We start from the raw sequence: 20,901 nt of genomic DNA, 5'->3' as shown, positions 1-20,901 counted from the left end.
GAGCGGGGATTGAGGACACTAAGAACGGCGGCCTGATGGCCTGATGGAACAAGGGGCATCAGGCCGGCTGCCTTAAAGCGGGTAGAGCGTAGCGGAGACGTGTTATATGAGAAAGGAGTGATAGATAGTTATGGCAATTAGAGGCATTTACAGCAAAGCTGAAGAAGAAATGCTGCGGGCTGAAAACAAGCGCCTGGACACAATTGCCGGATGGTACAAACCGCGCACTGATATTGTGGCAACAGAGGAGTCTATCAAAAAAATGGGGTTAGCGGTAGACCCCTGGAATCCCTTGTGGCATGATGAGGTGTACGCTAGAGGGACAAGGTGGGGCTCTATTATTGCATTTCCAGCGTATCAGGGGGCATTTGGCGAGCCAGGTATTAGCGAGCTACGTGCATCGCCGGAGTGTGGCTATCAATATATGATTTGGGCCGGGGAAGATTGGGTATTTTATAAACCTATCCGGCCGGGCGACAGGCTTAAGATCTGGCGGCGACGCCCTCAATTGCTAGACGTTACGCGAATCGAAGGGGACGGCCCGCGTACTTTCGGACTTGTTGAGGGGGATATGGACTATATAAATCAGCACGACGAGCTGGTTAGTACTTTGAAGCTCTATGTAGAACGCACTTTTCTTCCCGAGCCGCGGACGAAGCCGGTTTATTCGATGCCGGAGTACTCGTACACCAAAGAAGAGCTTTTATATATTGCCAAACTTATGCAAGAAGAAGAGATCCGGGGCGCTGATATCCGTTACTGGGAAGACGTGCAGATTGGTGAAGAAATGAAACCTATCGTTACGGGACCGACAACTATGGCGGACAATGCGATAGTGAATGCTGTTTCGCCGAGCGTGGGCAGCCGCATGGACCCGCGGGCGATTTTTTTGAGTTCGGTTGGCGAAGATATGGGTAAATGGATTGTTGAAGACCCGGATACCGGGCGGTACTATTTTACCGGCGGGCCGACGGGCAGGCATTGGTCGGACCGGGCGGCGCAAGCAGAGGGAGAACCTTGTGCATGGCTTTACGGGGTAATTTCTCGCTTTTCACTATTACGTGTGATAACCAACTGGATGGGTGACGACGGTTTTCTGAGAAAATTTATCTGGCGCCACATGGCCCGGACCCGCGTTGGTGATACGCTTATTGGCAGGGGCAAGGTAGTCGGCAAGCGGGTTGAGAAAGAAGAATACCTGGTGGACCTAAAGGTATGGTTGGAGAATCTAAGAGGAAATATAAGTGAGGCTGCGGTAGCCACGGTCAGGCTGTGTTCCAAAGAAGCATCCTACCTCTGGAAATAGAAAAGTCAAACTATATATTTATAAAGAATAAAGATGGGAGACGATTGACATGGCCGGATTAAAACTGGGTGACAAGGTAAGGATCAGGGATCGGAGCGATTGGCCCTCGCCTCCTGGTTTCAGGTTGGCCAATGCTGAGGGGACGATTGTTAAGTGGATTGAGTATGAGAAGCCGATGGAAGATTTTAAAGACGACTATGTCTACGTGCACATTGAAAAAGCGGGAGGGGAGGGACAGGTCTACATTGGTAACTGTATGTTTTTCCGGGTAGAGGATGTGGAAAAAATTTTTTAAAGGGGGTGTATAGTACCGCTATAAAAATATTGAGGCATAAATACTTGAAGACAAAAGGGGGACGAGACAGCAAATGAAAGGTTTAGTGGTCTACTATTCAGCCACCGGGAGTACGAAGAAGATTGCGAAGGCAATTTGGGAGGGGATGAAAGGAGTAATAGAGACCGATCTTGCTTCGGTCAAAGAAATCTCACCACAAGCAGTAGCAGGTTATGATGTAATCGGTATTGGTGCACCTATTTGGTATTTTCGCGAGCCTGCTAATGTCCGTTTATTTATCTACAATATGCCTTCGTTGGAAGGTAAAATGTGCTTTACCTTCTGTACCCACGGAACTGCACCTTTTGGCATTTTCTATTCCATGGTACCGGCACTGCAGAAAAAAGGGTTGACGATTATCGGTTGGGCTGATTGGTATGGTGGGGTGGAGCAGGTACTGCATGCGGTTAAACCCTATTTTACCGACGGCCATCCGGACGAAATTGATCTTAAAGAAGCTGAGACCTTCGGACGCGAGATGGCCGAACGTGCCTTGCGGGTCGCTGCCGGAGAAAAAGATCTTATTCCTGAAATAAGAAGAGGGTCAAAAGCGGAGCCCACCTTCCGGCCGCCTCACACTCCCGGCGAAGAAGTGGGAAGCGGTGATTCATTTTTTGAACCTCCGCCCCGGCCACAGCGAAAAGTTAATCTGGAAAAATGCAGGTATCCTGGATGTACCGCCTGCATGGATAACTGTATCGTACGCGCCATCGACTTCTCCGTAAGCCCGCCTGTTTTTAAGAAGAGCTGTATTAATTGTTCTCTATGCGACAGGATATGCCCGGAAGAAGCTATCGAAATAGATGAAGAAACAATAAAGTTTCACCGTACTCAAAAGAAGATTGATATGACCAGGTGCATTTATCCTGAATGTACCCTGTGTGTTGATCACTGCCCCATGAACAGCATTGATTTTTCAGTAAATCCGCCGGTTTTCAAAAATAATTGCGAAGGAGACGATCTTTGCTGGGTAATTTGCCCCAAAGGTGCTATTGAAATAACCAATCTTGAACTAACGCATGGGAAGTTATATAACGCATCAGTCCAGAGCCGGGAGAAACACCCGTTTCTGCAATACCTGGCCGAGGCCGAGGCCGAAGGAAAATTCCGCCGGCTGGTACCCATGGAGGATATCGGCTGGGATACACCTGTCTTTAAATCACAGAAGTTGCCGCGTTTTGTTATTGATGAATAATAAGAAGATAATTAAGAAAAACTGCAAGACGCAGTTATATCAACAATTACAGGTATGAGCATAAAAATAAAAAAATAAACTGAAGGGAGAACAGCTCGATGAATCGTATATTACTTAAGATTGCGGTCCTACTGCTGGCAATTATTCCCATGGAAACCGGCTTTGTGGTGCAACCGATTTTGGGTGAGGTGGCGAAATCATTTCCCAATGCCAGCCCGGCTATAATTGGGTATGTCATGACACTGCCGGCAATATTTACGATTATTTTTAGCGTAATCAGCGGCAGATTATCGATCACAATGAACAAGAAAACCCTCTTGCTGGTCGGTTTGCTTTTTTATTTAATCGGCGGTATTTGTCCGGCCATATATGCTGGTCAGTTGTGGTTTATTCTTGCTTGCAGAGGCCTGCTCGGCATCGGTAACGGGCTCTGCATGCCGCTCGTGCAGGGACTGGTCGCCGAATTTTTCGAAGGCCAGGAAAGAGCTTCGATGATGGGCTATTCCAACGCTGTCGGCGCTCTGGGGGGAATACTTACCGCGTTCTTTGCAGGATATATCGCTTTGTTTAATTGGCGTTACAGCTTTCTGCTTTACGGCTTCATGGTCATAGTATTTGTGCTGGGATGGATCGCTTTACCTGACATTAAACCGGCCGGAAAAAGTGAAGAAAATCTTTCCGCGAGAGAAAAATGGCGATTGCCCGGCGGTGTATATATAATAGCGCTTTTCGGTTTTATTTTGTGGACCTTTCAGTTAATGAGCGGGATAGGGACCTCACTATTTGCCACCAGTGAAAAAATCGGCAACGCTGCCCAAATAGGAACGGCAATGTCACTGAATATGATTGCTGCGTTCCTTAGCAGCTTATTGTTCGGCCAGGTATTCAAGAAGCTAAAGCTGAATATCTGGGTTCTCGCGATTGCTATGTTTGCGGTTTCGTCCCTTTTAACTGCAAACGCTCATATCATGATTACGATTTACCTTGCCATGGCCATCAACGGTATAGGTACCGCCTTTTTATTGCCGGGATTTTACGTCCGGGCTTCTTCGATCGCGGCCAAAACCCATCAAACTTTTGCTCTGGGAATCGTCAATGCGGCTATGAACTTAGGAGTGTTCACGTCTTCGGCAGTCATGGGCCTGATCTTTTCCTTACTCGGTGGTCCGAATTTCCGCTCCTTGTTCGTTGTGATTACAGGCATCCAGGTGATTATGTTGATCCTGGTAGCAATCTATGTATTTGTTACGCAGAATAAGGAGAAAGGGATTGAAAAAACGGTAGCTGCTTGATGTTAAAATGGGAAATAGCATTGCCGATACGGCTATTAGCGGTATTGGCGTAAGCCGACAAAAGCGGCCCCCTGCCGTTCACAGGGGGCCTGCTTTATTATCCCGGCGGAGGATTATGATGTCGCCCCGCCCTCATCACGGCTGCGGGGCCGGCGCAGGCGTAAAGGCACCAGGACCATCTCCGGCCCCAGGACAATGGGCATCAGGTGACGTTATCGAGGCAGCCATTATAGCCGGCATTGCCGAACGTGAAGGAATGTCATCCACGTAGCCGACCGCTTAATCCCCGGGAACCGGCGGCCGGTCAGGAGGCAGGCCGGAACAACGAAAAAAGTATGCCGTATCCGGAAGTTTACCTTAAGATGGCAGGTCCGGGAAGGTTATTTATGCTGGCTAAAAAGCCGCGGGAGTGGTAAGATAGCAGTAAAGAAAAGGGTAAATGGAGGTATTCCTTTGCGACGAGCAGCAGCAATTTCCCTGGTCGCCGTTATTATAATCGCTGCCGCCCTGGCGGTGACCCGTTCGCGGACGGAGGGCCCGCCGCCGCAGCCAAACGTCCAGCAGCAGGAGCCCGAAAAGCAGCAGCCGGGCACAAACGAGCCCGCTACCGGGCAGCCAGGGCCGGGCAGCGGCAGCCAGAATACCATCTCAGGAGCAAAACCCGGCGACTTTTTCCCATTATCCCCCGGCAGCTGGTGGCATTACCAGGGCGAGGGCAATGAGTACGCCACCTTTAAACGCGAAGTCCTGTATACAAAGGGCGATCGCGCCCAGCTGAAGGAAGACAACGGCGGCACGGTCAGCGCGGCCGTATTTGAAATCACGGCAGACGCGGTAACGCGCATCTTTTTCCAGGGCGAGCAGTATGAAAACACCAATTTTCTGGACCGGGAACCCCGGGAGAAAGTGGTCATTTTAAAAGCACCCCTGGCGGCGGGCACCAGCTGGGAGACGCCCAACGGTTTCAGGGAGATCGTGGACGTCAACGCCACCGTGGCCACGCCGGCAGGGGAATTTGCCGGCTGCCTCAAGGTAAAGATTGAGGGCACCGGTTCCACGATCTTCGAGTACTATAAAGAGGGAGTGGGCATGGTGAAAAGGGAGTTCATCTCCGGGGACACCCGGGTCACCTCCACCCTGGATAGCTATAAAATAAACGGCCGGTGACCCTTTAAGAGGCAGCAGTTTTTCCCGGGGATTTTAAATTTCACAGATGCCCCGGATATGTACCCTTTTCCGACTAATATTGACAAATGTACTCTATAAAAGATTAAGGACAAAGTTTACGCCAGAGGATTTAAGGAGCTTAAGCCGGCCGGCTTGCGCGGGCGGCAGCCGGGTTGTAGCTGGAGGCAGGTTGATGGACATGATACCGGGCAAACGAATATTAATAGTAGAAGACAGTAAGCTTCAGGCCAGGATAACTGCCGATATTTTCAGCAGGCGTGGATATAGCACAGATATTGCCGACACCGTGGAAGGGACCCTTAAGAAGATATCCAGTCCGGAGGGTCCCGACCTCATTCTAATGGATATAGACTTGGGAGAAGGCATGAACGGAGCGTCCCTCGCCAAACGCCTACAGCAGATAAAAGACGTGCCTGTGGTGTTTCTCACCGCCATGTCCACCCCGGAGGTGCTGGAGCAAGTACGTAAAGTTGCGCGCTACGGCTATGTTTTGAAGGGCGCGCCGGAAGACGTGCTGGTGTCCACCGTAGAGATGGCCCTTAAGCTCCATGAAATCATCTCTCAGGCGCGGATGTACCGCAGGATATTTGAAGAATCCTTGACGGAGATTTATATCTTTCACCTCGAAACGTTAAAATTTCTGGCGGTCAACCGCGGGGCCAGAGAAAACCTCGGATACACCATGGAAGAATTAAGGGAGATGACGCCCCTGGATCTCAAGCCGGAACTTGATTTTCCCAAATTTAAGGCCCTTCTTGACCCCTTGCTTAAGGGCGAGCAAGAAAAAGTAGTGTTTGAGACGGTACATCGGCGCAAAGACGGCTCCAAATACCCGGTGGAAGTTCATCTGCAGCAATTCGAACATATGGGGGAAAAAGTGGGCGCGGCAGTGGTAATCGACCTGACCGTGCGCCGGGGGATGGAAGAAGAACTTGCGAAGAGCCGCCAGGAGTACTTGGAACTGGCCGAGGATGCCCCCATAGGCATCTTAAAATGCGATCGCCAGGGCAATATTACTTATGTAAATCAAAAGGTGCCGGAAATAATGGGATCGCCGTCAATAGAAGAGACCAAAAAGATTAATCTCCTCACCTTCCCCCAAATGATTAAATTCGGTTTATCCCAAAGACTCGAAGACTGCCTTCAAAACAACAGAAGCGATACTTATGAAATCAACTATGAATCCAAATGGGGCAAAAAAGTGTGGCTGCGGGCGCATGTAAAACCCCTGGCAAACAAAAATGAAGTGACGGGCGCGCAGATAATCCTTGATGATATTACCCAAAAGAAACGGCTGGAAGAAGAAAACAGGCGCCGGGAAGAGCGGCTGCGGCTGATGCTTAAAGGCATTCCCAGCCCGGCTTGGCTGATTTCCAGGGAACGCCGCATTCTGGCGCAGAATAAAGCCGCGGCGGAATTATTTGGAACAAAAGAAGGAGATTACTGCTGGCAGGGCATTCATGGCGGGGAATTCCTGCCTAAAGAATACAGGGAGGCCGTGGAAAAAACCGGCGTCCCTTTACCCGGCACGAAATGCTACTTCTGCCGCGGCGACGAAGCTTTGGAAGCAAATGAACCGGTGAATAGCGAAGTGGAATTTGCGGAGGGCGTCTGGGATACGTGGTGGGTCCCCCAGGGCGAAGATGTGTACGTCCATTACGCCGTGGACGTCACCAGATACAAAAGGATGGAAGAAGAGCTTTATCGTCTGTCCATAACGGACCCGTTAACCGGCGTATATAACCGCCGCTACTTCATCCAGACCCTGGAACAAGAAATCGAGCGCATAAGGCGCAGTGGCCAGCCCTTTTCCTTGATTATGGTGGATCTGGACCATTTTAAAAACATCAACGACCGTTTCGGGCACACCGTCGGTGACCAGGTTATAAAGGTCGTGGTGGCCGCCTTTAAGGAAAGGCTGCGCAAGACGGACTGCCTTGCCCGCTGGGGCGGAGAAGAATTCGTGATACTTTTGCCCGACACAACTACAGAAGGAGCCTCCGTTTTGGCGGAAGACCTGCGTATCAAGCTGAGCCAGATGGAGATCCCCGGTGTGGGGCACGTGACGGCCAGCTTCGGGGTTACCGGATACTTATCGGGAGATACCTTCGACACCATCATTCAGCGGGTGGACGACATGCTTTACAGGGCCAAGGAAAACGGGCGTAACTGCGTATGTGCCTGTAGTTAAAACTTTGCAGTCTTGCCAAAGCCAGCAGAGCTTCGTGGTGACTTTTACCCTTGCTTCTTTTAGCGTCATAATACTCCCGCGCCCAATAAACCTGCTTGATGCTCTGGAAGGCGAACAGGTGCACCTCTTTAACTGTGAAACAATATAGCTTTTTCTCAATCCGCTTACAAGGTGACAATATCACTGTTCGTTGACAGCCCGCGCCGACATAATTGAAAGCCGCCCGGTGTATGATATATTGGTCGTATAATCTTTTAAAGTATGTAGCGGAGAAAAAGATTTTCTAGGAAGATCAGGCCTAGGTTGGGAGGGAAACGGATTGGACAAGGAGATAATCTTCTTAGTCGAGGAAGCTCCGGAAGGCGGCTATATGGCACGCGCCCTTGGCCACTCCATATTCACGGAAGGCGAAGCCCTGGACGAAATAAGGAGTAATGTCCGTGACGCGGTCCGGTGCCACTTCGGGGACAAGGACATGCCGCGTATGATCCGGTTACACATTGTGAAAGACGAGGTTATGGCGGTGTGAGGTTGCCCAGGGACGTGAGCGGGGAAGAACTGGCCGAACTTTTGGCAAGGTACGGGTACCATATAACTCGACAAACAGGGAGCCATCTCCGCCTCACCACGACACTGAGAGGAGAGCACCACATTACCGTGCCGCTACACAATCCTCTAAAAATCGGAACGTTAAGCGGCATCCTGGCAGATGTGGCCGATCACATGCAAATTTCCAAGGAGACTTTGGTCAGGGAAATGTTCCATGAGCGATAAAAATTCACCTGGAGGAGAAGTAAAATAGAAAAAGGCGGTTCCCTGATAAAGGAGCCGCCTTTCATGGATGTAACGAACGGGTCAATGTTAAGGAGGAGAGGACTAATCAATAGAAATCTGTCTACCGCGCTTTAACCCGGCCTCTTTCTTGGGCAGCACCACCGTCAAGAGGCCGTTTTTATATTTGGCGGAAATCTTTTCTTCGTCAACGCCTTCCAGGCAGAACCTGCGTTCGATGCTGCCGGTCCTGCGCTCCTTGCGGATGAAGTTCTCTCTCGTCTCGTCGATCACTTCATCCCGTCTGATAGAGATGTTGAGCGTATCATCTTCGTAGGTGATCGTGATGTCCTCTTTCTCCAATCCCGGCAGCTCGGCTTCAATGATGTACTCGCGTTCCGTTTCTTTTATGTCTGCCTTAAAGGGTTGGCCGAACACCGGGACCCAGAACAGGTCCTCGTTGAAGACCCTCTCCATGAAGTTCTCAATGTCAGAGAAAACAGGCCGCAAACCTTTTCTTCTGCCGTAGAAAGGCACCAGTCCGAACATCGCACCATCCCCTCCTTAAAACGTTTTTCTCGTGATTTCAATTTTAATTATACGCATAAGGTCAAAGAAGGTCAAGGTCAAATTAAGTCAAATATAGTCAGATATAGTTAACGATGGTCAATTATAATCAATAAAGGCTGTTTGCACAGGAAAACCTTGAAAATAGTACCGGTCTTTATACGGGGAAGCGGCTCCTTTAGCCAGAATATCCTTGAAAGCAAAGAATTCGGTACCGGTGTGGTTGCCAGCCGCCCCATACTACATAATAAGGAAAAACGCAGAGCTAATCCTCCGGTACAATATCCTGTACCGGAATGTTTAGTTGCGGGAAAGCCAGTGGCGCAATGTAATCGCCGCGCCTGTATTCTTTAATTTCACTATACCCGGAAGGCGAAGGTTGGCGATAGGCAGTCACCTGATGCGCCTGCAGGTCGACAAGCCATACTTCATTCACTCCAGCCCGGGCATACAGGGGGACCTTTGCTTCGCGGTCATAGGCCAAAGATGTGTCAGCCACTTCGACTAACAACAGCACGTCATCCGGCCGGGGATGGAAAGCACCATAATAATCATTGCGCGGCTTGAGCAACGTTAAATCAGGCTGGGGTTCCGAATATTTATCTATGCGTAAAGGGTTTTGGGTATCTATCAAAGCTCTATTGCCTACAAGGCTGTTAAAAATCCTGTCCAGCCGCCTGACACATGCGGCGTGTTTGACCCCTATCGGCACCATCTCAATAATCTCCCCCTCAATCAGCTCTACCCGTTCATCTTCTCCCAGGATGCCCGCCCGAGCCATCTGGTAATATTCGTCAACAGTAAATCGTCGGCGAGCTACCATGATTGCTGCCATTCGTGAGACCCCCTTTCGTCTAGTGTAGAGAAATTACAGCCACTACCTCCCGGGCAAAGAGGGAAGGCGATTTTCCATCCCCCTGTTCCAGGAGGAGTTCGCCGGGTTTTATGCGCTTAGTTCCCTTGCGGTCTTCTTTAATAAGCTCCGCTTCAAGTAATAATTATGATATCTATATATTATACCACAACAATTAACAGCAGAACCCGGGCAAGAGAGCAATATTAACAGATCCTCCCAACACTACACTTTCCCAATTTTCTACCCGATGTTTATTTCCAGGAACTGTTTCTCCTCTACAACGAGAGGGAACCGGCGGTGATGCCAGTGGCAACGGTTATCAATACCTCGGCCAGGGTAAAGAAAACGATAGAAATCCTGGAATTATTTTTTCGACACAACGCCATTAAGTAATTGACTAGAGACCCCAAATATATTAGAATTCTAACCGTATAAAATCTAACCATTTAACCCAAATAGTAACTTGCAATCATGAATTGATTGCCCCCCGGCACCATATCGCCAATGCCGGTTCAAAACTCGACAACGCGCACGAACTCTTTGTTCCTGAAACGTCCCAAGGAGAGCCTGTTTCTCACCGGGACAACAGCAATTAGAAGTGCCGTGAGAAGGTGGGTGGGCCCTGCCACTAGGGGGTGGGACTCCAGATAACGACCTCAAGGAGGCTTTTAAAAATTGCGTTACGAAGGCATGGTCTTTCGTCCACCAAGTGAAGCAGATAGCTTCATCCTGCAGGCAACTATCGGCTGTTCGCACAATGGTTGTACTTTTTGCGGGATGTATAAGGATAAAAAGTTTCGGGTGCGAACCCTTGAAGAGATCCAAACGGATATTCGACTGGCCAAGTTGTACTACGGAGATGTAAAAAAGGTGTTCCTGGCCGACGGCGACGCCCTGGCTATGCCCACGGAAGAATTAATTCAAGTGCTGTCTATTCTATATAAAACTTTTCCAGGGCTCCGTCACGTGGGAATTTACGCCGGCCCGCGCAGCATCCTGAACAAGGGCGTAGCAGATCTTACCAGGTTAAAAGAAAATGGCTTGACCATAGCCTATCTGGGGGTTGAAACCGGGGACCCTGAATTGCTGGCGGAGGTCAATAAAGGAGTAAATGATAAGGAAATGGTGGCGGCCGGCCGGGCTGTCGTCCAATCAGGCCTTAAATTGTCGGTTACGGTTATCCTGGGTTTGGCGGGCCGCGATCGTGAACGCTCGAAGCGCCATGCAGAAGAGACGGCCAGGATAATTAATCTAATCAACCCGCATTACCTGGCAGCGCTGGTGCTTATGCTTGAACCCAATACAGTTCTTTACCGCAAGATGCAATCAGGCAAATTTGCCCTCCCGGAGGCGCATGAAATCCTGGAGGAATTAAGGGTTATGGTCGCTAACCTGGAGGTTGAAAATTGTATTTTTAGAAGCAATCACGCCTCGAATTATTTGGCCCTGAGAGGTACTTTGAGCCAAGATAAAGCAGGGTTATTGAGGTTGATTGATTCTATTTTAAAAAATGGAGATTGGCAACTCTTACGGCCTGATTACTTGCGCGGGTTATAACTAGACGTGGCCTGGTTTTGCCCCGAGCACGAAAGGTTTACTCAACGGGCTTTTTATCTCACTTATGGGTTATCACCTCTTCACATGGGATTTTCCCTGGAAGAGGTGATAATCTTTTAAGCGGATAGCTATAATAGCAGTAATGCGTCCCGGTACCATGCCAATTTTTTATGGTTTAGTAATTGATTTAGGCCCAAATTTTTGTTAGAATTCTTACTGTAAAATTTTGAACCAAAAAGAAACCTTGCAGATCTAAACATAATAACGAAGACGCCAATAATACGGGGAGGCAAGGACTGTGGGCCCGGACTCGGGAAAACATGCAGATGTAGATATAGTATTAGCCAGGGAACTGCACAGGATCCTGATAAAATTTATCGGGCTGCATCACCAGAAATTTCTTTGCGCCTATCGGGCCGGCGCGAGCTGTGGTATCAGGCTAAAGAAGAATCAGGAAAAATTAATATCCTTTCTTTACTGCGAGGGCCAGACTACCCCCAGTGAACTCAGCAAGAAGCTTGACCTGGAGAAGGGAGGGGTTACGACGCTTTTAGATTCTCTTGAGGAGATAGGGTTTATCGCCCGGATGGATGCACCGGGTGACCGGCGAAAAACCCTGGTTGTGCTCACCGGTCAGGGAAAAGCTCACATGGAAAAGGTTATGACCGAGCAACAAGAAATACTCCTAAATATCCTCAAGCAACTTAAGAGATCAGAGGTGGAAGATTTAATAGAGAACTTGAGAAGAGCAACGGAAATAATCGAACGCCTGTGAAAGGAAGAGGTTAATATGACAGACAAACGTTCCCAGGAACTTGAATTCGCCCCCATAGGGCGCTTGTTATGGCGCTTTTCATGGCCTGCCATCGTAGGCATGCTGTGCGGCGCTCTCTATAACGTGGTCGACCGGGCCTTCGTGGGACGGGGAGTTGGACCCCTGGCTATTGCCGCCACAACCGTAGCTTTTCCCATAATGATAATCCTGATGGCACTGTCCCTTTTAATCGGGGTCGGGGCTACGGCATTGATTTCCATCCGGCTGGGGGAACAAAAAAAGGAAGAGGCGGAAGTGGTAGCCGCCAATGCTACCGCCTTGCTGGTATTATTGCCTCTGTGCTTTTCGCTTCTCTACCTGTCGTTCCCGGAACCCATCTTAAGAATGTTCGGGGCCAGTGACGAGGTTTTACCTTATGCCCGTGATTTTACGCACATCATCATGCTGGGTTCGGTATTTGGCAGCATCGGCATGGGAATGAACAATTTTATCCGGGCGGAAGGCAATCCTGTCATGGCCATGTCCACCCAGGTGCTGGGCGCGTTAATCAACGGTGTTTTAAATTATATCTTCATTTTCCATCTGGGAATGGGGATCAGGGGCTCGGCTCTGGCGACCGTGCTGGGCCAATTATTCGCCACGCTGTGGGTACTGAGCTATTATTTAACCGGCCGCAGTTTGGTAAAATTAAAGTTAAAAAACTTCCGGCTGCGGCTGCCGGTTGTCTTGAACATAGTTTCCATAGGCTTTGCCCCCTTTGCAATGCAAATTGCGAGTTCCTTGCAACAAGTGATCCTGAACAAGACAGTTCTGGTATACAGCGGTGATTTAGGCCTGTCGGCAGTAGGGATATTGATGAGCATTATCGCTTTAATGATCATGCCTATCCTGGGCATCAGCCAGGGCGCGCAGCCGCTTATCGGTTTTAATTTTGGTGCCCGCCGGCTTGAAAGGGTAAAGGCAACGTTAAAAATGGCGACTATCGCTGCCAGCTGCGTTTCTGTAACCGGTTATCTGGTTTTGCGTATCTGGCCGGATGAGATTGCCGGGTTATTTACCAAAGGAGATACCACTCTTACCACGATGACGGCAAGCGTGATGGTTGTATTCTTTGCCATGGTATTTGTAGTCGGTTTCCAGATTGTATGTTCGCAATATTTCCAGGCCGTCGGCAAAGCAGTAAAGGCTGCGGTACTCAGCCTGTCCCGTCAGGTGTTGTTTTTCATTCCCTTGCTACTAATTTTGCCGCACATCTGGGGCGTCAACGGCGTCTGGTTAACGGCTCCCATTGCTGACGGCCTTTCAGTCCTGATTACAGCCTTCTTCATTTTTAATGAAATGAAGCTGTTATCTAGAGAAAACTCTCTAGCGGAAGCACAGGTAATGAGCAGCCAGCTTGAATTTACGACCAGAAACCCCGGGTAAAACCAATAAACCCCCGCTTCGATAAACAGCTAAATAAATTAAAATCATGCCCCTTCTGCCGATATGTTAGAATAACTATAGTTATCAAACCGGTGCTAAGTACCTGCCTGCAACTCAACTACCCGGGGGTGCTTGACTATAAACCTGATTTTGACAAACCTGAATGCTGTGGCCGGTAAAGCTATAGCTACCGGCGGGGCAGGGGTCGTGAAAGGGAGCCGGCAGCTAACCTGGGAAGTGGGACAGGTACTCCAGGGCAGGGTGCTCGGCCGGTTGGAAACGGGCTATTATATCCTGGAGCTCGAAGGCCGGGAGATCCTGGCGCGTTCTCCGTTTTTCTTATCTCCCGGCGATCTGGTCAGCCTGCAGGTCCGGGAACGCCAGGGGAGCCTTTACATGGTCAAACTCCTTTCCCGGACCGGGTTAACTCCAGATCTCATTTACGGGGAACTGCTTACCCGGCTGGGGCTTAAAGACACTCCCCTGCACCGCTCCCTGGTGCAAAAATTCATCAACCGCAGGCTCCCGTTGCAACGAGAATTATTAGAGCAGGCAAAACAGGCCCTGGTTCTCCTGGGCAGTGAGGACGAAGAAAGTATAGAAGTAGTTTTACAGGCCCTTAAGCTGGAAGCATGGCCCCGGGCGGGCGCCCTCAAGTCCCTGCAGGAGTTTATGCTGGTGGCGAAAGACCCGGAGCAGGCGGGGATGACGCGCCTGGCCCGTTTTATCCCTCTCCTGGCAGGTTTAATTGACGGCCTGGCCGGGGAGAGGGGAGAGGAGGCCAGGCTTCTTTACCAGGAACTCAGGGCCCTGGTGGCTTCTTTGGTACTTAAACCGGAGGAAGGCGAGGTAAAGGTAGCCGCGCAGTTACGCAACCTTTTATCCTCCCAGTTACCTGCCGGGGATGGTGTTAATGGGCTAGTAGCAAGATTGGACTACCTTTTACAAGCCCTTCAAGATGGCACCCGGGAAACAGGCCGGGAAACTGATGTTAAACTGCTGGCAACCGGGAAAGAGATTGCCAGGCAGCTGGCAGGGCAGTTGATTTGCCAAAGTTGTAGCCGGGAAAACGAATTCCAGGGCTACCTTTATTTTACCCTGCCCCTGTGGAAAAACAGTGACGTAACTACCTGGGGGCAGCTGGTGATTAAAAAAGAGAGAAATGGGAATAACCCTATTAATCGCCAGAATTTGAATATGACTATCCTGCTTAATACGAAAAATTTGGGCTGCCTGTTGCTGGAACTGAGCATCTGGCAGAGGGAGGTCAGGGTCCAGGGAAGAGTGGAGAAGGAATGGGTGGGCCGGTTGATAAATGAATCCTGGCCGGCTTTACAGGGTACCTTTGCCCGCTTGGGCTACCACCTGCATGATTATAAATGGCAGGCAGGCATTGTTGCCCGTTGTCTTGTACCCTGGGAAATGGCTTCCGGGGAAAACAGCCCCCGGATTGGCTTTCTGGATAAGAGGGTTTAACCTGTTTCACCGGAACGGGGTAAAGGAGAGGCTGCCATGAAGGAGCAGGAAGGGCTTAAAAAAGCGGTAGCCCTGCGATATAACAGCGAACAAGATAATGCACCGCGGGTTGTGGCTTCCGGTAGAGGGGCTATAGCCGAGAAAATCATTACCACGGCCAGGGAAGCACGCGTCCCTGTTCACCGGGATACCCACCTGGCGGAGATGTTGACAGGGTTAGATATCGGTTCGGAAATCCCCGTTGAACTGTACCAGATGGTAGCTGAGATTCTGGTCTTTATTTATTCTTTAGACATGGATGCAAAAAAGCTGAACCAGTGAACTTATCAAAGGTATTGGGCGCTCATAAATATCAAGGGAAGTGCATTTTCATGTTTTCCATCGTTCGTTCGGCATTAAAACTGTTGACCAGCACGGAGTGGCAGGCCTATTCCCAAAAATCGTGGCGTCTAATTCCCTTTGTGTACTGAGATGGGATCGGGCAATTTTACTGGTGGATTTGTCCCCGGGCTAACGAAGCGAAAATGCCGCCCAGGGAAAAAAGAGCAAAGGCAAAAAAGGCCAGATTCATACTTTTGACCAGTAGAGGGGCCGAGGCGGGGGTGATCTGGCTTCCCCTGAGGTAGAGGTTGAAGATTACGGTGACGATTGCCATACTGAAGGACTGCCCCAGGAGGCGCATGGTCCCAAGGATAGAAGAGGCGACGCCGTAATAAGCTTTGGGCGCCGAACTCATCACCGCATTGGTGTTGGGGGAAGAAAAGAAAGCAAAGCCGAGTCCCAAAAGCAGGAGATTGGCGACTACCAGGGCTATTGGGGACTGGGAGTTAAACCGGGAGAAAAAAAACAAGCCGATAGAGGTAAGTGCCATACCTGCCGAGGCCACGATACGGGGTTCAACCCTGTCCGACAATTGGCCGGCCAGGGGCGAAAGTAGCACCTGGACTACGGGTTGGACCAGGAGGATCAGGCCGGCTGCCTGGGCATCGAGGCCCCTTGCCACCTGGAGATAAAGGGAAAGGATAAAGCCTACCGCATAGGTGGCGCTGTAATTGATCAAGGCAGCCAGGTTGGAAAAAGTGAAGGCGGTACTGGATTTAAAGAGGCGGACGTCCAGCAAGGGAAAGGGAACCGCCGTTTCCTGGTGGATAAACAGGAGGATTCCTGCCAGGCCGAGGAAGAAAAGCAACTTGGGGAAGGCTCCCAGGGAGAAAGTGGAAGCCCCGTAAACGATGGCGGCTAAACTGGGAACGGATAAGAGAGCTCCTGCCAAATCGAATTTTTCTTCCCGCGCTCCCACCGTTTCTACCTTGAGTTTAGTGAAGGTAATGACCAGGGCGGCCAGCCCCAGGATAGTATTTACCCCGAACAGGAAACGCCACCCCAGGTAATGGGTGATTATGCCGCCCAAAAAAGGCCCGGCAGATAGCCCGGTATATACAGCCGCCGCGTTAATTCCCAGGACCCGGCCCCTGGCTTGCGCGGGGAAAGCGGAAATAAGTATGGCTACCGCGGTACTGAAAATCATGGCACAGCTCATGCCTTGCAGGGCCCGCATGGCGATCAAAAAGGATAATGAAGGAGCCAGGGCCGATAACAAAGAAAACAAGGTATAACCCAGGAGGCCGGCCAGGAATACTTTCTTGCGGCCATAAAGGTCGGCCAGCCGCCCGAAGGGCAGGAGAAAAGCGGCCGAGGTCAACAGGAAGGCCGAGACTACCCAGTTAAGGCCCAGGGCCCCGGCCTGGAACTCCACCCCAATGGTGGGGATGGCTAGATTGACAGAACTTCCCATAAAAGGTGTCAAAAAAGAGGCCAGTGTACATACCAGTAGTACATACCTGGAACTGGCCTGAAGTTGTCTGCTTTCTTCCATCTTTTGTCTCTCCCCTTCAAGCTGGACTTTTCCAGAAATTATAACCCTATTATACCATGTAATAAATAGAGTTTAATGCTTTTTCCATATTACTTATGAAGGGAATCCCGTAAGTATGGTATTATATCCTTAAACCAGAAAGGGAGGATAACATGAACTGGGGAGAAAAAGTCGCTAGCATGCGGCAGAGGGTAAGGGAGCAACGGCCGTTGGTCCACCATATTACCAATTTAGTGGTCACGAATCTTACAGCCAACGTTACGCTGGCCGTCGGGGCTTCGCCGGTCATGGCCTATGCCCCGGAAGAGGTGGCCGATATGGCCAGGCTGGCCCAGGCGGTGGTCTTAAATATGGGCACCCTGACCCAGGAAGTAGTGGAAGCCATGTTGCTGGCAGGCAAAGCAGCCGGGGAGGCCGGGATACCGGTAATTTTCGATCCGGTAGGCGCAGGGGCCACGCCTTTTCGCACGGCCACGGCTCAAAGGATTATAAAGGAACTGCACGTCGACATTTTGCGGGGCAATGCCTCGGAAATAGCCTGCCTGGCCGGGTTGGGCGGGCAAACCAGGGGGGTCGATGCTGCGGGCGTTCCTGCCCGGGTCGCCGAGATGACGAGGCAAATCGCGCAGGATCTGGGTACGGTGGTGGTGGTTACCGGAGCAACCGACTATATCAGTGACGGCCGGCGCTTGATAGCGGTGGATAATGGTCATCCTATGTTAACCCTGGTCACGGGGACCGGGTGTTCCGCCACCTCCGTAATTGCTGCCTTTCGGGCGGTGGAAGCCAACGGGGTAGAAGCCGGTGCAGCGGCCCTTGCTTATTACGGCCTGGCGGCGGAAAAGGCGGCGGAAGCCTGCGGGGGACCGGCCAGCTTCCAGGTAGCCCTTTTAGATACCCTGTATAATTTGCCGGGAGAAGCCCTGGCCCAGGGGGTAAAAATACGTGAGCTGTAAGAGCTTATGTGTATGCGTAGAATGTTTATAAAGCATGTGAAATACCGGGCTTAAGAACGGAATTCCTTAAAGTAGTGCATGGTCTTCAATCAGACTAGCAGTAGCGTAAAATATGATACTCATTATCACGCTGGGCGGGGCGAAAACCGGCCGCCCGGATGCAGTGAAGGATCTCCTCCAGTTCGGCACGGAAGGAAGCTCCGGCCGCCCGGACTACATTTTCCTCCAGCATGGTGGAACCGAAATCGTTGGCGCCGAAGAAAAGGGCCGCCTGGGCCACCTTGGTACCCTGGGTTACCCAGGAGACCTGGATGTTGGGGACGTTATCCAGGTAAAGACGGGAAAGGGCCAGGAGTTTTAGGTATTCGGTGGTGCTGGCTTCCAAACCGCCGAGTTCGGTATTGCCGGGCTGGAAACTCCAGGGGATGAAGGCAGTAAAACCTCCCGTTTCATCCTGGAGCCGGCGGACGGCTTCCAGGTGGGCGATGCGATCGGCTATAGTTTCTCCCAGGCCGAAAACCATGGTGGCGGTTGACTTCATCCCCAGGGTATGGGCGGCACGCATCACTTCCAGCCAGCGGGCCGCACCGGTCTTTTGGGGGCTGACCCGGCTGCGTATCCTGTCGACGAGGATCTCCGCCCCGCCGCCGGGCAGGGAATCCAGGCCCGCCTTTTTTAGCCGCCGCAAAACCTCCAACACCGGCAGCCCCTCCTTCCGGGCCAGGTCGTCGATCTCGACCGGGGACAGGGAATGAAGGGTCACCGGGTAGCGGGATTTAATCCAGGAGAAGAGGTCCTCAAACCAGGCCAGGTCCAGATCGGGATGCAGGCCTCCCTGCATCAGGATCTGGGTCCCCCCGGCCGCCAGGGTCGCCTCGATTTTCCGGCCGATTTCTTCCCGGGTGAGGAGGTAGCCTTCCGGATTCCCGGGCAGGCGGTAAAAGGCGCAGAAACGGCAGGCATTGACGCAGATGTTGGTATAGTTGATGTTCCGGTCCACGACAAAGGTAACCGTCTCTTCCGGGTGCAGCTTCTGGCGGACCAGGTTGGCCAGGTAACCCAGTTCCAGCAGGCCGGCTTCCAGATAAAGTCGCTCCGCTTCGTCAAAACTCAAACGTCCACCGTCAAGCACTTTGCAGGCGGTAGTTTCTTTCATTATCTCCCCCCCAGATCTCCAGGGCCACCGTATGGTCGAGAAACCCTTCCGCACGGGCCAGGTAGTAAAAGGTTAAAAGCCCCTCCAGGTGCGGCCAATCCAGGTCATAGTTTAAAAGGGCGAAATAATCCTCGATGAATTCCGGCTCTAATCCAAGGTGCCGGGCTCCCACCGCCGCCAGGGTTCCCGGGTGGCCTTTTGCCCAGGCCCTGGCCTCCTGTAAGGCCCGCCAGATCCCGGCCAGCTTTTCCGGGTGGGCGGCGGCAAAATCTTTCCTGGCCACCCAGAGGGCAAAGACCATAGGTTTGCCGGTAAAGCGGTACCACTCTTCACCCAGGTCGTAGACGAAGGGAAAACGGCCGGCGCCGGCGATTTGCAGGGCTTCATCCCCGATTGTAAGGAGGGCATCCGGCCGTTGCCATTCCGGCGGGCTGCCGGCCGGCCGGGTGAAAAAGTCCGGGGCAACATGATAAAAACGCTGCAGGAGGATACGCAGCAAAACCACACTGGTGGCCGAATAGGGGGTGAGGGAAAGGGTCCGGCCTTCGAGTTCCTTAACCGGAATCCGGCTTAAAAGGAACACGCTGCCGACCCTGCCGCGGCAGGAAATAGATAGTCCCGGCAGGACCAGGGCGTTTCCCGCAAAAAACCCGTAGGCCAGGGAAGAGACGGCCGTGACCTCTAATTCCCCCTGCCGGAAGGCCTTATTTAAAACAGCGGGATGGTCGGCAACTATCCTTGCCGCTACTTTTACCCGTCCTGTCTCCAGGGGGTAAAACAGGGGCAGGCAGTTCAGGTAACCTACCCGTCCCAGCCGGGGGCAGTCCATAGCGCCATCCTCCTTTTCAGGCATAGCGGCGGATTTCCCGGTATAAAGTATCCCGTTCCACCGGGATCCGGCCGGCCGCCCGGATACTTTGTAAAAAGCTTTCGGTAGGCTGGTACTGGGGAGTTGCAGCCCCAGCGTCATGGAAGATATGCTCTTCCCGGACGGTGCCATCCAGGTCGTTGACCCCAAAATGCAGGGCCACCTGGGCCAGCTTCGGCCCCATCATAATCCAGAAGGCTTTGATGTGACGGAAGTTATCCAAAAGCAGGCGGCTTATGGCCAGGACCTTCAAATCATCTACACCGGTGGTTCCCGGCAGGTCGCTGAAAGCCGTGTTGGCCGGGTGAAAGGCCAGGGGGATAAAAGCCAGGAACCCTCCCGTCCGGTCCTGGAGTTCCCGGAGGGCCAGGAGGTGGTCCACCCGGTCGGCCGCCGTCTCCAGGTGGCCGTAGAGCATGGTAGCGTTGGTGGGTATGCCCAGCCGGTGGGCCGTTTCATGGACGTGGAGCCACCGCCGGCCGTCGATCTTTTTGGCACAGAGGCGCCGGCGGACGGCCGGGGCGAAGATTTCGGCCCCGCCGCCCGGAAGGGAGTCCAGGCCCGCCTGCCGGAGTTCCTGGAGGACGTCGGCTACGGGAAGGCCGGCCCGGGAGGCGATAAAATCGATCTCCACAGCGTCAAAGGCCTGGATGCAGGCCCCGGGTGCTGCCCGGCGCACGGCCCGGATTAGTTCCAGGTAATAATCATAAGGTAATTCCGGGTTCAGGCCGCCGACAATATGGATTTCGGTAATCCCTGCGGCAGTTGCCGCCCGGACCTTGGCCTCAACTTCCGCCAGGGTGAGGGTATATGCCCCTATAGCCCCGGCTTCCCTCCCGAAGGCACATAAATCACAGAGATTCTGGCAGATATTAGTATGATTGATGTGGACGTTATTAATAAAATATACAGTATCACCGCAGGTCCGCTGCCGGGCCAGGTCGGCCAGGTAGCCGATGCCGAGGAGGTCCCGGCTTTCCCAGAGGCGGATGCCGTCCTCCCTGGTAAGCCTTTCCCCCGCCTCCACCTTGGCGGCTATCCCCGCCAGCTCCCCGCGGTCGAGCTCCCGGCGGATATATTCTGCTGCAGTGGTGGACAAGACCGGTCAAACT

20 protein-coding genes are annotated in these 20,901 nt (G+C 52.0%); 14 read left to right on the top strand and 6 right to left on the bottom strand.

What is annotated here, in order from left to right:
* Positions 1–130: 130 nt before the first annotated feature.
* The 8 genes from NWF31_RS07425 (at position 131) to NWF31_RS07390 (ending at position 8,280) form a co-directional block, all read left to right on the top strand.
* Positions 131–1,306 carry an FAS1-like dehydratase domain-containing protein gene (locus NWF31_RS07425; RefSeq protein ID WP_258359866.1) on the top strand — a complete coding sequence of 392 codons (1,176 nt, stop codon included), beginning with the start codon at positions 131–133 and terminating at the stop codon, positions 1,304–1,306.
* A gap of 49 nt (positions 1,307–1,355) precedes the next feature.
* Entirely contained in the window at positions 1,356–1,601 is a 246-nt protein-coding gene (locus NWF31_RS07420; RefSeq protein ID WP_258359865.1) for a hypothetical protein, read from the top strand.
* Positions 1,602–1,674: 73 nt separating this feature from the next.
* A complete protein-coding gene (locus NWF31_RS07415; RefSeq protein ID WP_258359864.1) occupies positions 1,675–2,835 on the top strand; it encodes a 4Fe-4S dicluster domain-containing protein in 1,161 nt (386 codons plus the stop codon).
* A 98-nt stretch (positions 2,836–2,933) separates the two neighbouring features.
* A complete protein-coding gene (locus NWF31_RS07410; protein WP_258359863.1) occupies positions 2,934–4,127 on the top strand; it encodes an MFS transporter in 1,194 nt (397 codons plus the stop codon).
* A 453-nt stretch (positions 4,128–4,580) separates the two neighbouring features.
* Entirely contained in the window at positions 4,581–5,294 is a 714-nt protein-coding gene (locus NWF31_RS07405) for a hypothetical protein (protein ID WP_258359862.1), read from the top strand.
* A 193-nt stretch (positions 5,295–5,487) separates the two neighbouring features.
* Entirely contained in the window at positions 5,488–7,506 is a 2,019-nt protein-coding gene (locus NWF31_RS07400) for a diguanylate cyclase (protein WP_258359861.1), read from the top strand.
* Positions 7,507–7,825: 319 nt separating this feature from the next.
* Entirely contained in the window at positions 7,826–8,035 is a 210-nt protein-coding gene (locus NWF31_RS07395; RefSeq protein WP_258359860.1) for a 2-oxoisovalerate dehydrogenase, read from the top strand.
* On the top strand, positions 8,032–8,280 hold the full coding sequence (locus NWF31_RS07390) for a type II toxin-antitoxin system HicA family toxin (RefSeq protein ID WP_422880262.1): 249 nt from the start codon (positions 8,032–8,034) through the stop codon (positions 8,278–8,280). The genes NWF31_RS07395 and NWF31_RS07390 overlap by 4 nt, the downstream gene beginning before the upstream one ends.
* A 102-nt stretch (positions 8,281–8,382) precedes the next feature.
* On the opposite strand, the gene NWF31_RS07385 is transcribed toward NWF31_RS07390, so the two are convergent.
* On the bottom strand, positions 8,383–8,826 hold the full coding sequence (locus tag NWF31_RS07385) for an Hsp20/alpha crystallin family protein (protein ID WP_258359858.1): 444 nt from the start codon (positions 8,824–8,826) through the stop codon (positions 8,383–8,385).
* Positions 8,827–9,109: 283 nt separating this feature from the next.
* Positions 9,110–9,679, bottom strand: coding sequence for a Uma2 family endonuclease (locus NWF31_RS07380; protein WP_258359857.1), 570 nt, complete (start codon positions 9,677–9,679; stop codon positions 9,110–9,112).
* A 696-nt stretch (positions 9,680–10,375) separates the two neighbouring features.
* Here NWF31_RS07380 and NWF31_RS07375 point away from each other — a divergent pair.
* The 5 genes from NWF31_RS07375 (at position 10,376) to NWF31_RS07355 (ending at position 15,254) form a co-directional block, all read left to right on the top strand.
* A complete protein-coding gene (locus NWF31_RS07375) occupies positions 10,376–11,257 on the top strand; it encodes a radical SAM protein (RefSeq protein WP_258359856.1) in 882 nt (293 codons plus the stop codon).
* A 298-nt stretch (positions 11,258–11,555) separates the two neighbouring features.
* Positions 11,556–12,032, top strand: a complete 477-nt coding sequence (locus tag NWF31_RS07370) for a MarR family winged helix-turn-helix transcriptional regulator (protein WP_258359855.1) — start codon at positions 11,556–11,558, stop codon at positions 12,030–12,032.
* Between the two features lie 15 nt (positions 12,033–12,047).
* Positions 12,048–13,457 (top strand): MATE family efflux transporter, encoded by a 1,410-nt coding sequence (locus NWF31_RS07365; protein WP_258359854.1) that lies wholly within the window; start codon positions 12,048–12,050, stop codon positions 13,455–13,457.
* 132 nt (positions 13,458–13,589) lie between these two features.
* Positions 13,590–14,933 (top strand): hypothetical protein, encoded by a 1,344-nt coding sequence (locus tag NWF31_RS07360; protein WP_258359853.1) that lies wholly within the window; start codon positions 13,590–13,592, stop codon positions 14,931–14,933.
* A gap of 36 nt (positions 14,934–14,969) precedes the next feature.
* Positions 14,970–15,254: an EscU/YscU/HrcU family type III secretion system export apparatus switch protein gene (locus NWF31_RS07355; protein ID WP_258359852.1), complete on the top strand. Its 285-nt coding sequence runs from the start codon at positions 14,970–14,972 to the stop codon at positions 15,252–15,254.
* A 166-nt stretch (positions 15,255–15,420) separates the two neighbouring features.
* On the opposite strand, the gene NWF31_RS07350 is transcribed toward NWF31_RS07355, so the two are convergent.
* Complete coding sequence (locus tag NWF31_RS07350; protein WP_258359874.1) at positions 15,421–16,872, bottom strand: MFS transporter; 1,452 nt, start codon at positions 16,870–16,872, stop codon at positions 15,421–15,423.
* Between the two features lie 89 nt (positions 16,873–16,961).
* Between NWF31_RS07350 and thiM the strand changes: the two genes are divergently transcribed.
* Positions 16,962–17,765, top strand: a complete 804-nt coding sequence (gene thiM / locus NWF31_RS07345; protein WP_258359851.1) for a hydroxyethylthiazole kinase — start codon at positions 16,962–16,964, stop codon at positions 17,763–17,765.
* 94 nt (positions 17,766–17,859) lie between these two features.
* Here the strand turns inward: thiM and mqnC are convergent, their stop codons facing one another.
* The 3 genes from mqnC to mqnE are packed head-to-tail and all read right to left on the bottom strand — an operon-like array spanning position 17,860 to position 20,888.
* Complete coding sequence (gene mqnC / locus NWF31_RS07340) at positions 17,860–18,921, bottom strand: cyclic dehypoxanthinyl futalosine synthase (protein WP_258359850.1); 1,062 nt, start codon at positions 18,919–18,921, stop codon at positions 17,860–17,862.
* Positions 18,890–19,750, bottom strand: coding sequence for a menaquinone biosynthetic enzyme MqnA/MqnD family protein (locus NWF31_RS07335; RefSeq protein WP_258359849.1), 861 nt, complete (start codon positions 19,748–19,750; stop codon positions 18,890–18,892). The genes mqnC and NWF31_RS07335 overlap by 32 nt, the downstream gene beginning before the upstream one ends.
* A 16-nt stretch (positions 19,751–19,766) precedes the next feature.
* Positions 19,767–20,888 (bottom strand): aminofutalosine synthase MqnE, encoded by a 1,122-nt coding sequence (gene mqnE, locus NWF31_RS07330; protein WP_258359848.1) that lies wholly within the window; start codon positions 20,886–20,888, stop codon positions 19,767–19,769.
* Between the last annotated feature and the right edge of the window lie 13 nt (positions 20,889–20,901).

Origin of the sequence: Neomoorella sulfitireducens (assembly GCF_024733845.1) — a bacterium.
Taxonomy (GTDB): domain Bacteria; phylum Bacillota; class DSM-521; order Neomoorellales; family Neomoorellaceae; genus Neomoorella; species Neomoorella sulfitireducens.
The sequence above is the reverse complement of the archived record's forward strand: the minus strand, read 5'-3'. Positions and strand labels throughout refer to the sequence as shown.

Bases quoted from the DNA above. Each gene is read 5' to 3' on its own strand.
- thiM (WP_258359851.1), top strand. From the start codon at position 16,962: ATGAACTGGGGAGAAAAAGTCGCTAGCATGCGGCAGAGGGTAAGGGAG.
- NWF31_RS07400 (WP_258359861.1), top strand. From the start codon at position 5,488: ATGGACATGATACCGGGCAAACGAATATTAATAGTAGAAGACAGTAAG.
- NWF31_RS07420 (WP_258359865.1), top strand. From the start codon at position 1,356: ATGGCCGGATTAAAACTGGGTGACAAGGTAAGGATCAGGGATCGGAGC.
- NWF31_RS07335 (WP_258359849.1), bottom strand. From the start codon at position 19,750: ATGGACTGCCCCCGGCTGGGACGGGTAGGTTACCTGAACTGCCTGCCC.
- NWF31_RS07425 (WP_258359866.1), top strand. From the start codon at position 131: ATGGCAATTAGAGGCATTTACAGCAAAGCTGAAGAAGAAATGCTGCGG.
- NWF31_RS07415 (WP_258359864.1), top strand. From the start codon at position 1,675: ATGAAAGGTTTAGTGGTCTACTATTCAGCCACCGGGAGTACGAAGAAG.
- NWF31_RS07365 (WP_258359854.1), top strand. From the start codon at position 12,048: ATGACAGACAAACGTTCCCAGGAACTTGAATTCGCCCCCATAGGGCGC.
- mqnC (WP_258359850.1), bottom strand. From the start codon at position 18,921: ATGAAAGAAACTACCGCCTGCAAAGTGCTTGACGGTGGACGTTTGAGT.
- NWF31_RS07410 (WP_258359863.1), top strand. From the start codon at position 2,934: ATGAATCGTATATTACTTAAGATTGCGGTCCTACTGCTGGCAATTATT.
- NWF31_RS07355 (WP_258359852.1), top strand. From the start codon at position 14,970: ATGAAGGAGCAGGAAGGGCTTAAAAAAGCGGTAGCCCTGCGATATAAC.
- NWF31_RS07380 (WP_258359857.1), bottom strand. From the start codon at position 9,679: ATGGCAGCAATCATGGTAGCTCGCCGACGATTTACTGTTGACGAATAT.
- NWF31_RS07385 (WP_258359858.1), bottom strand. From the start codon at position 8,826: ATGTTCGGACTGGTGCCTTTCTACGGCAGAAGAAAAGGTTTGCGGCCT.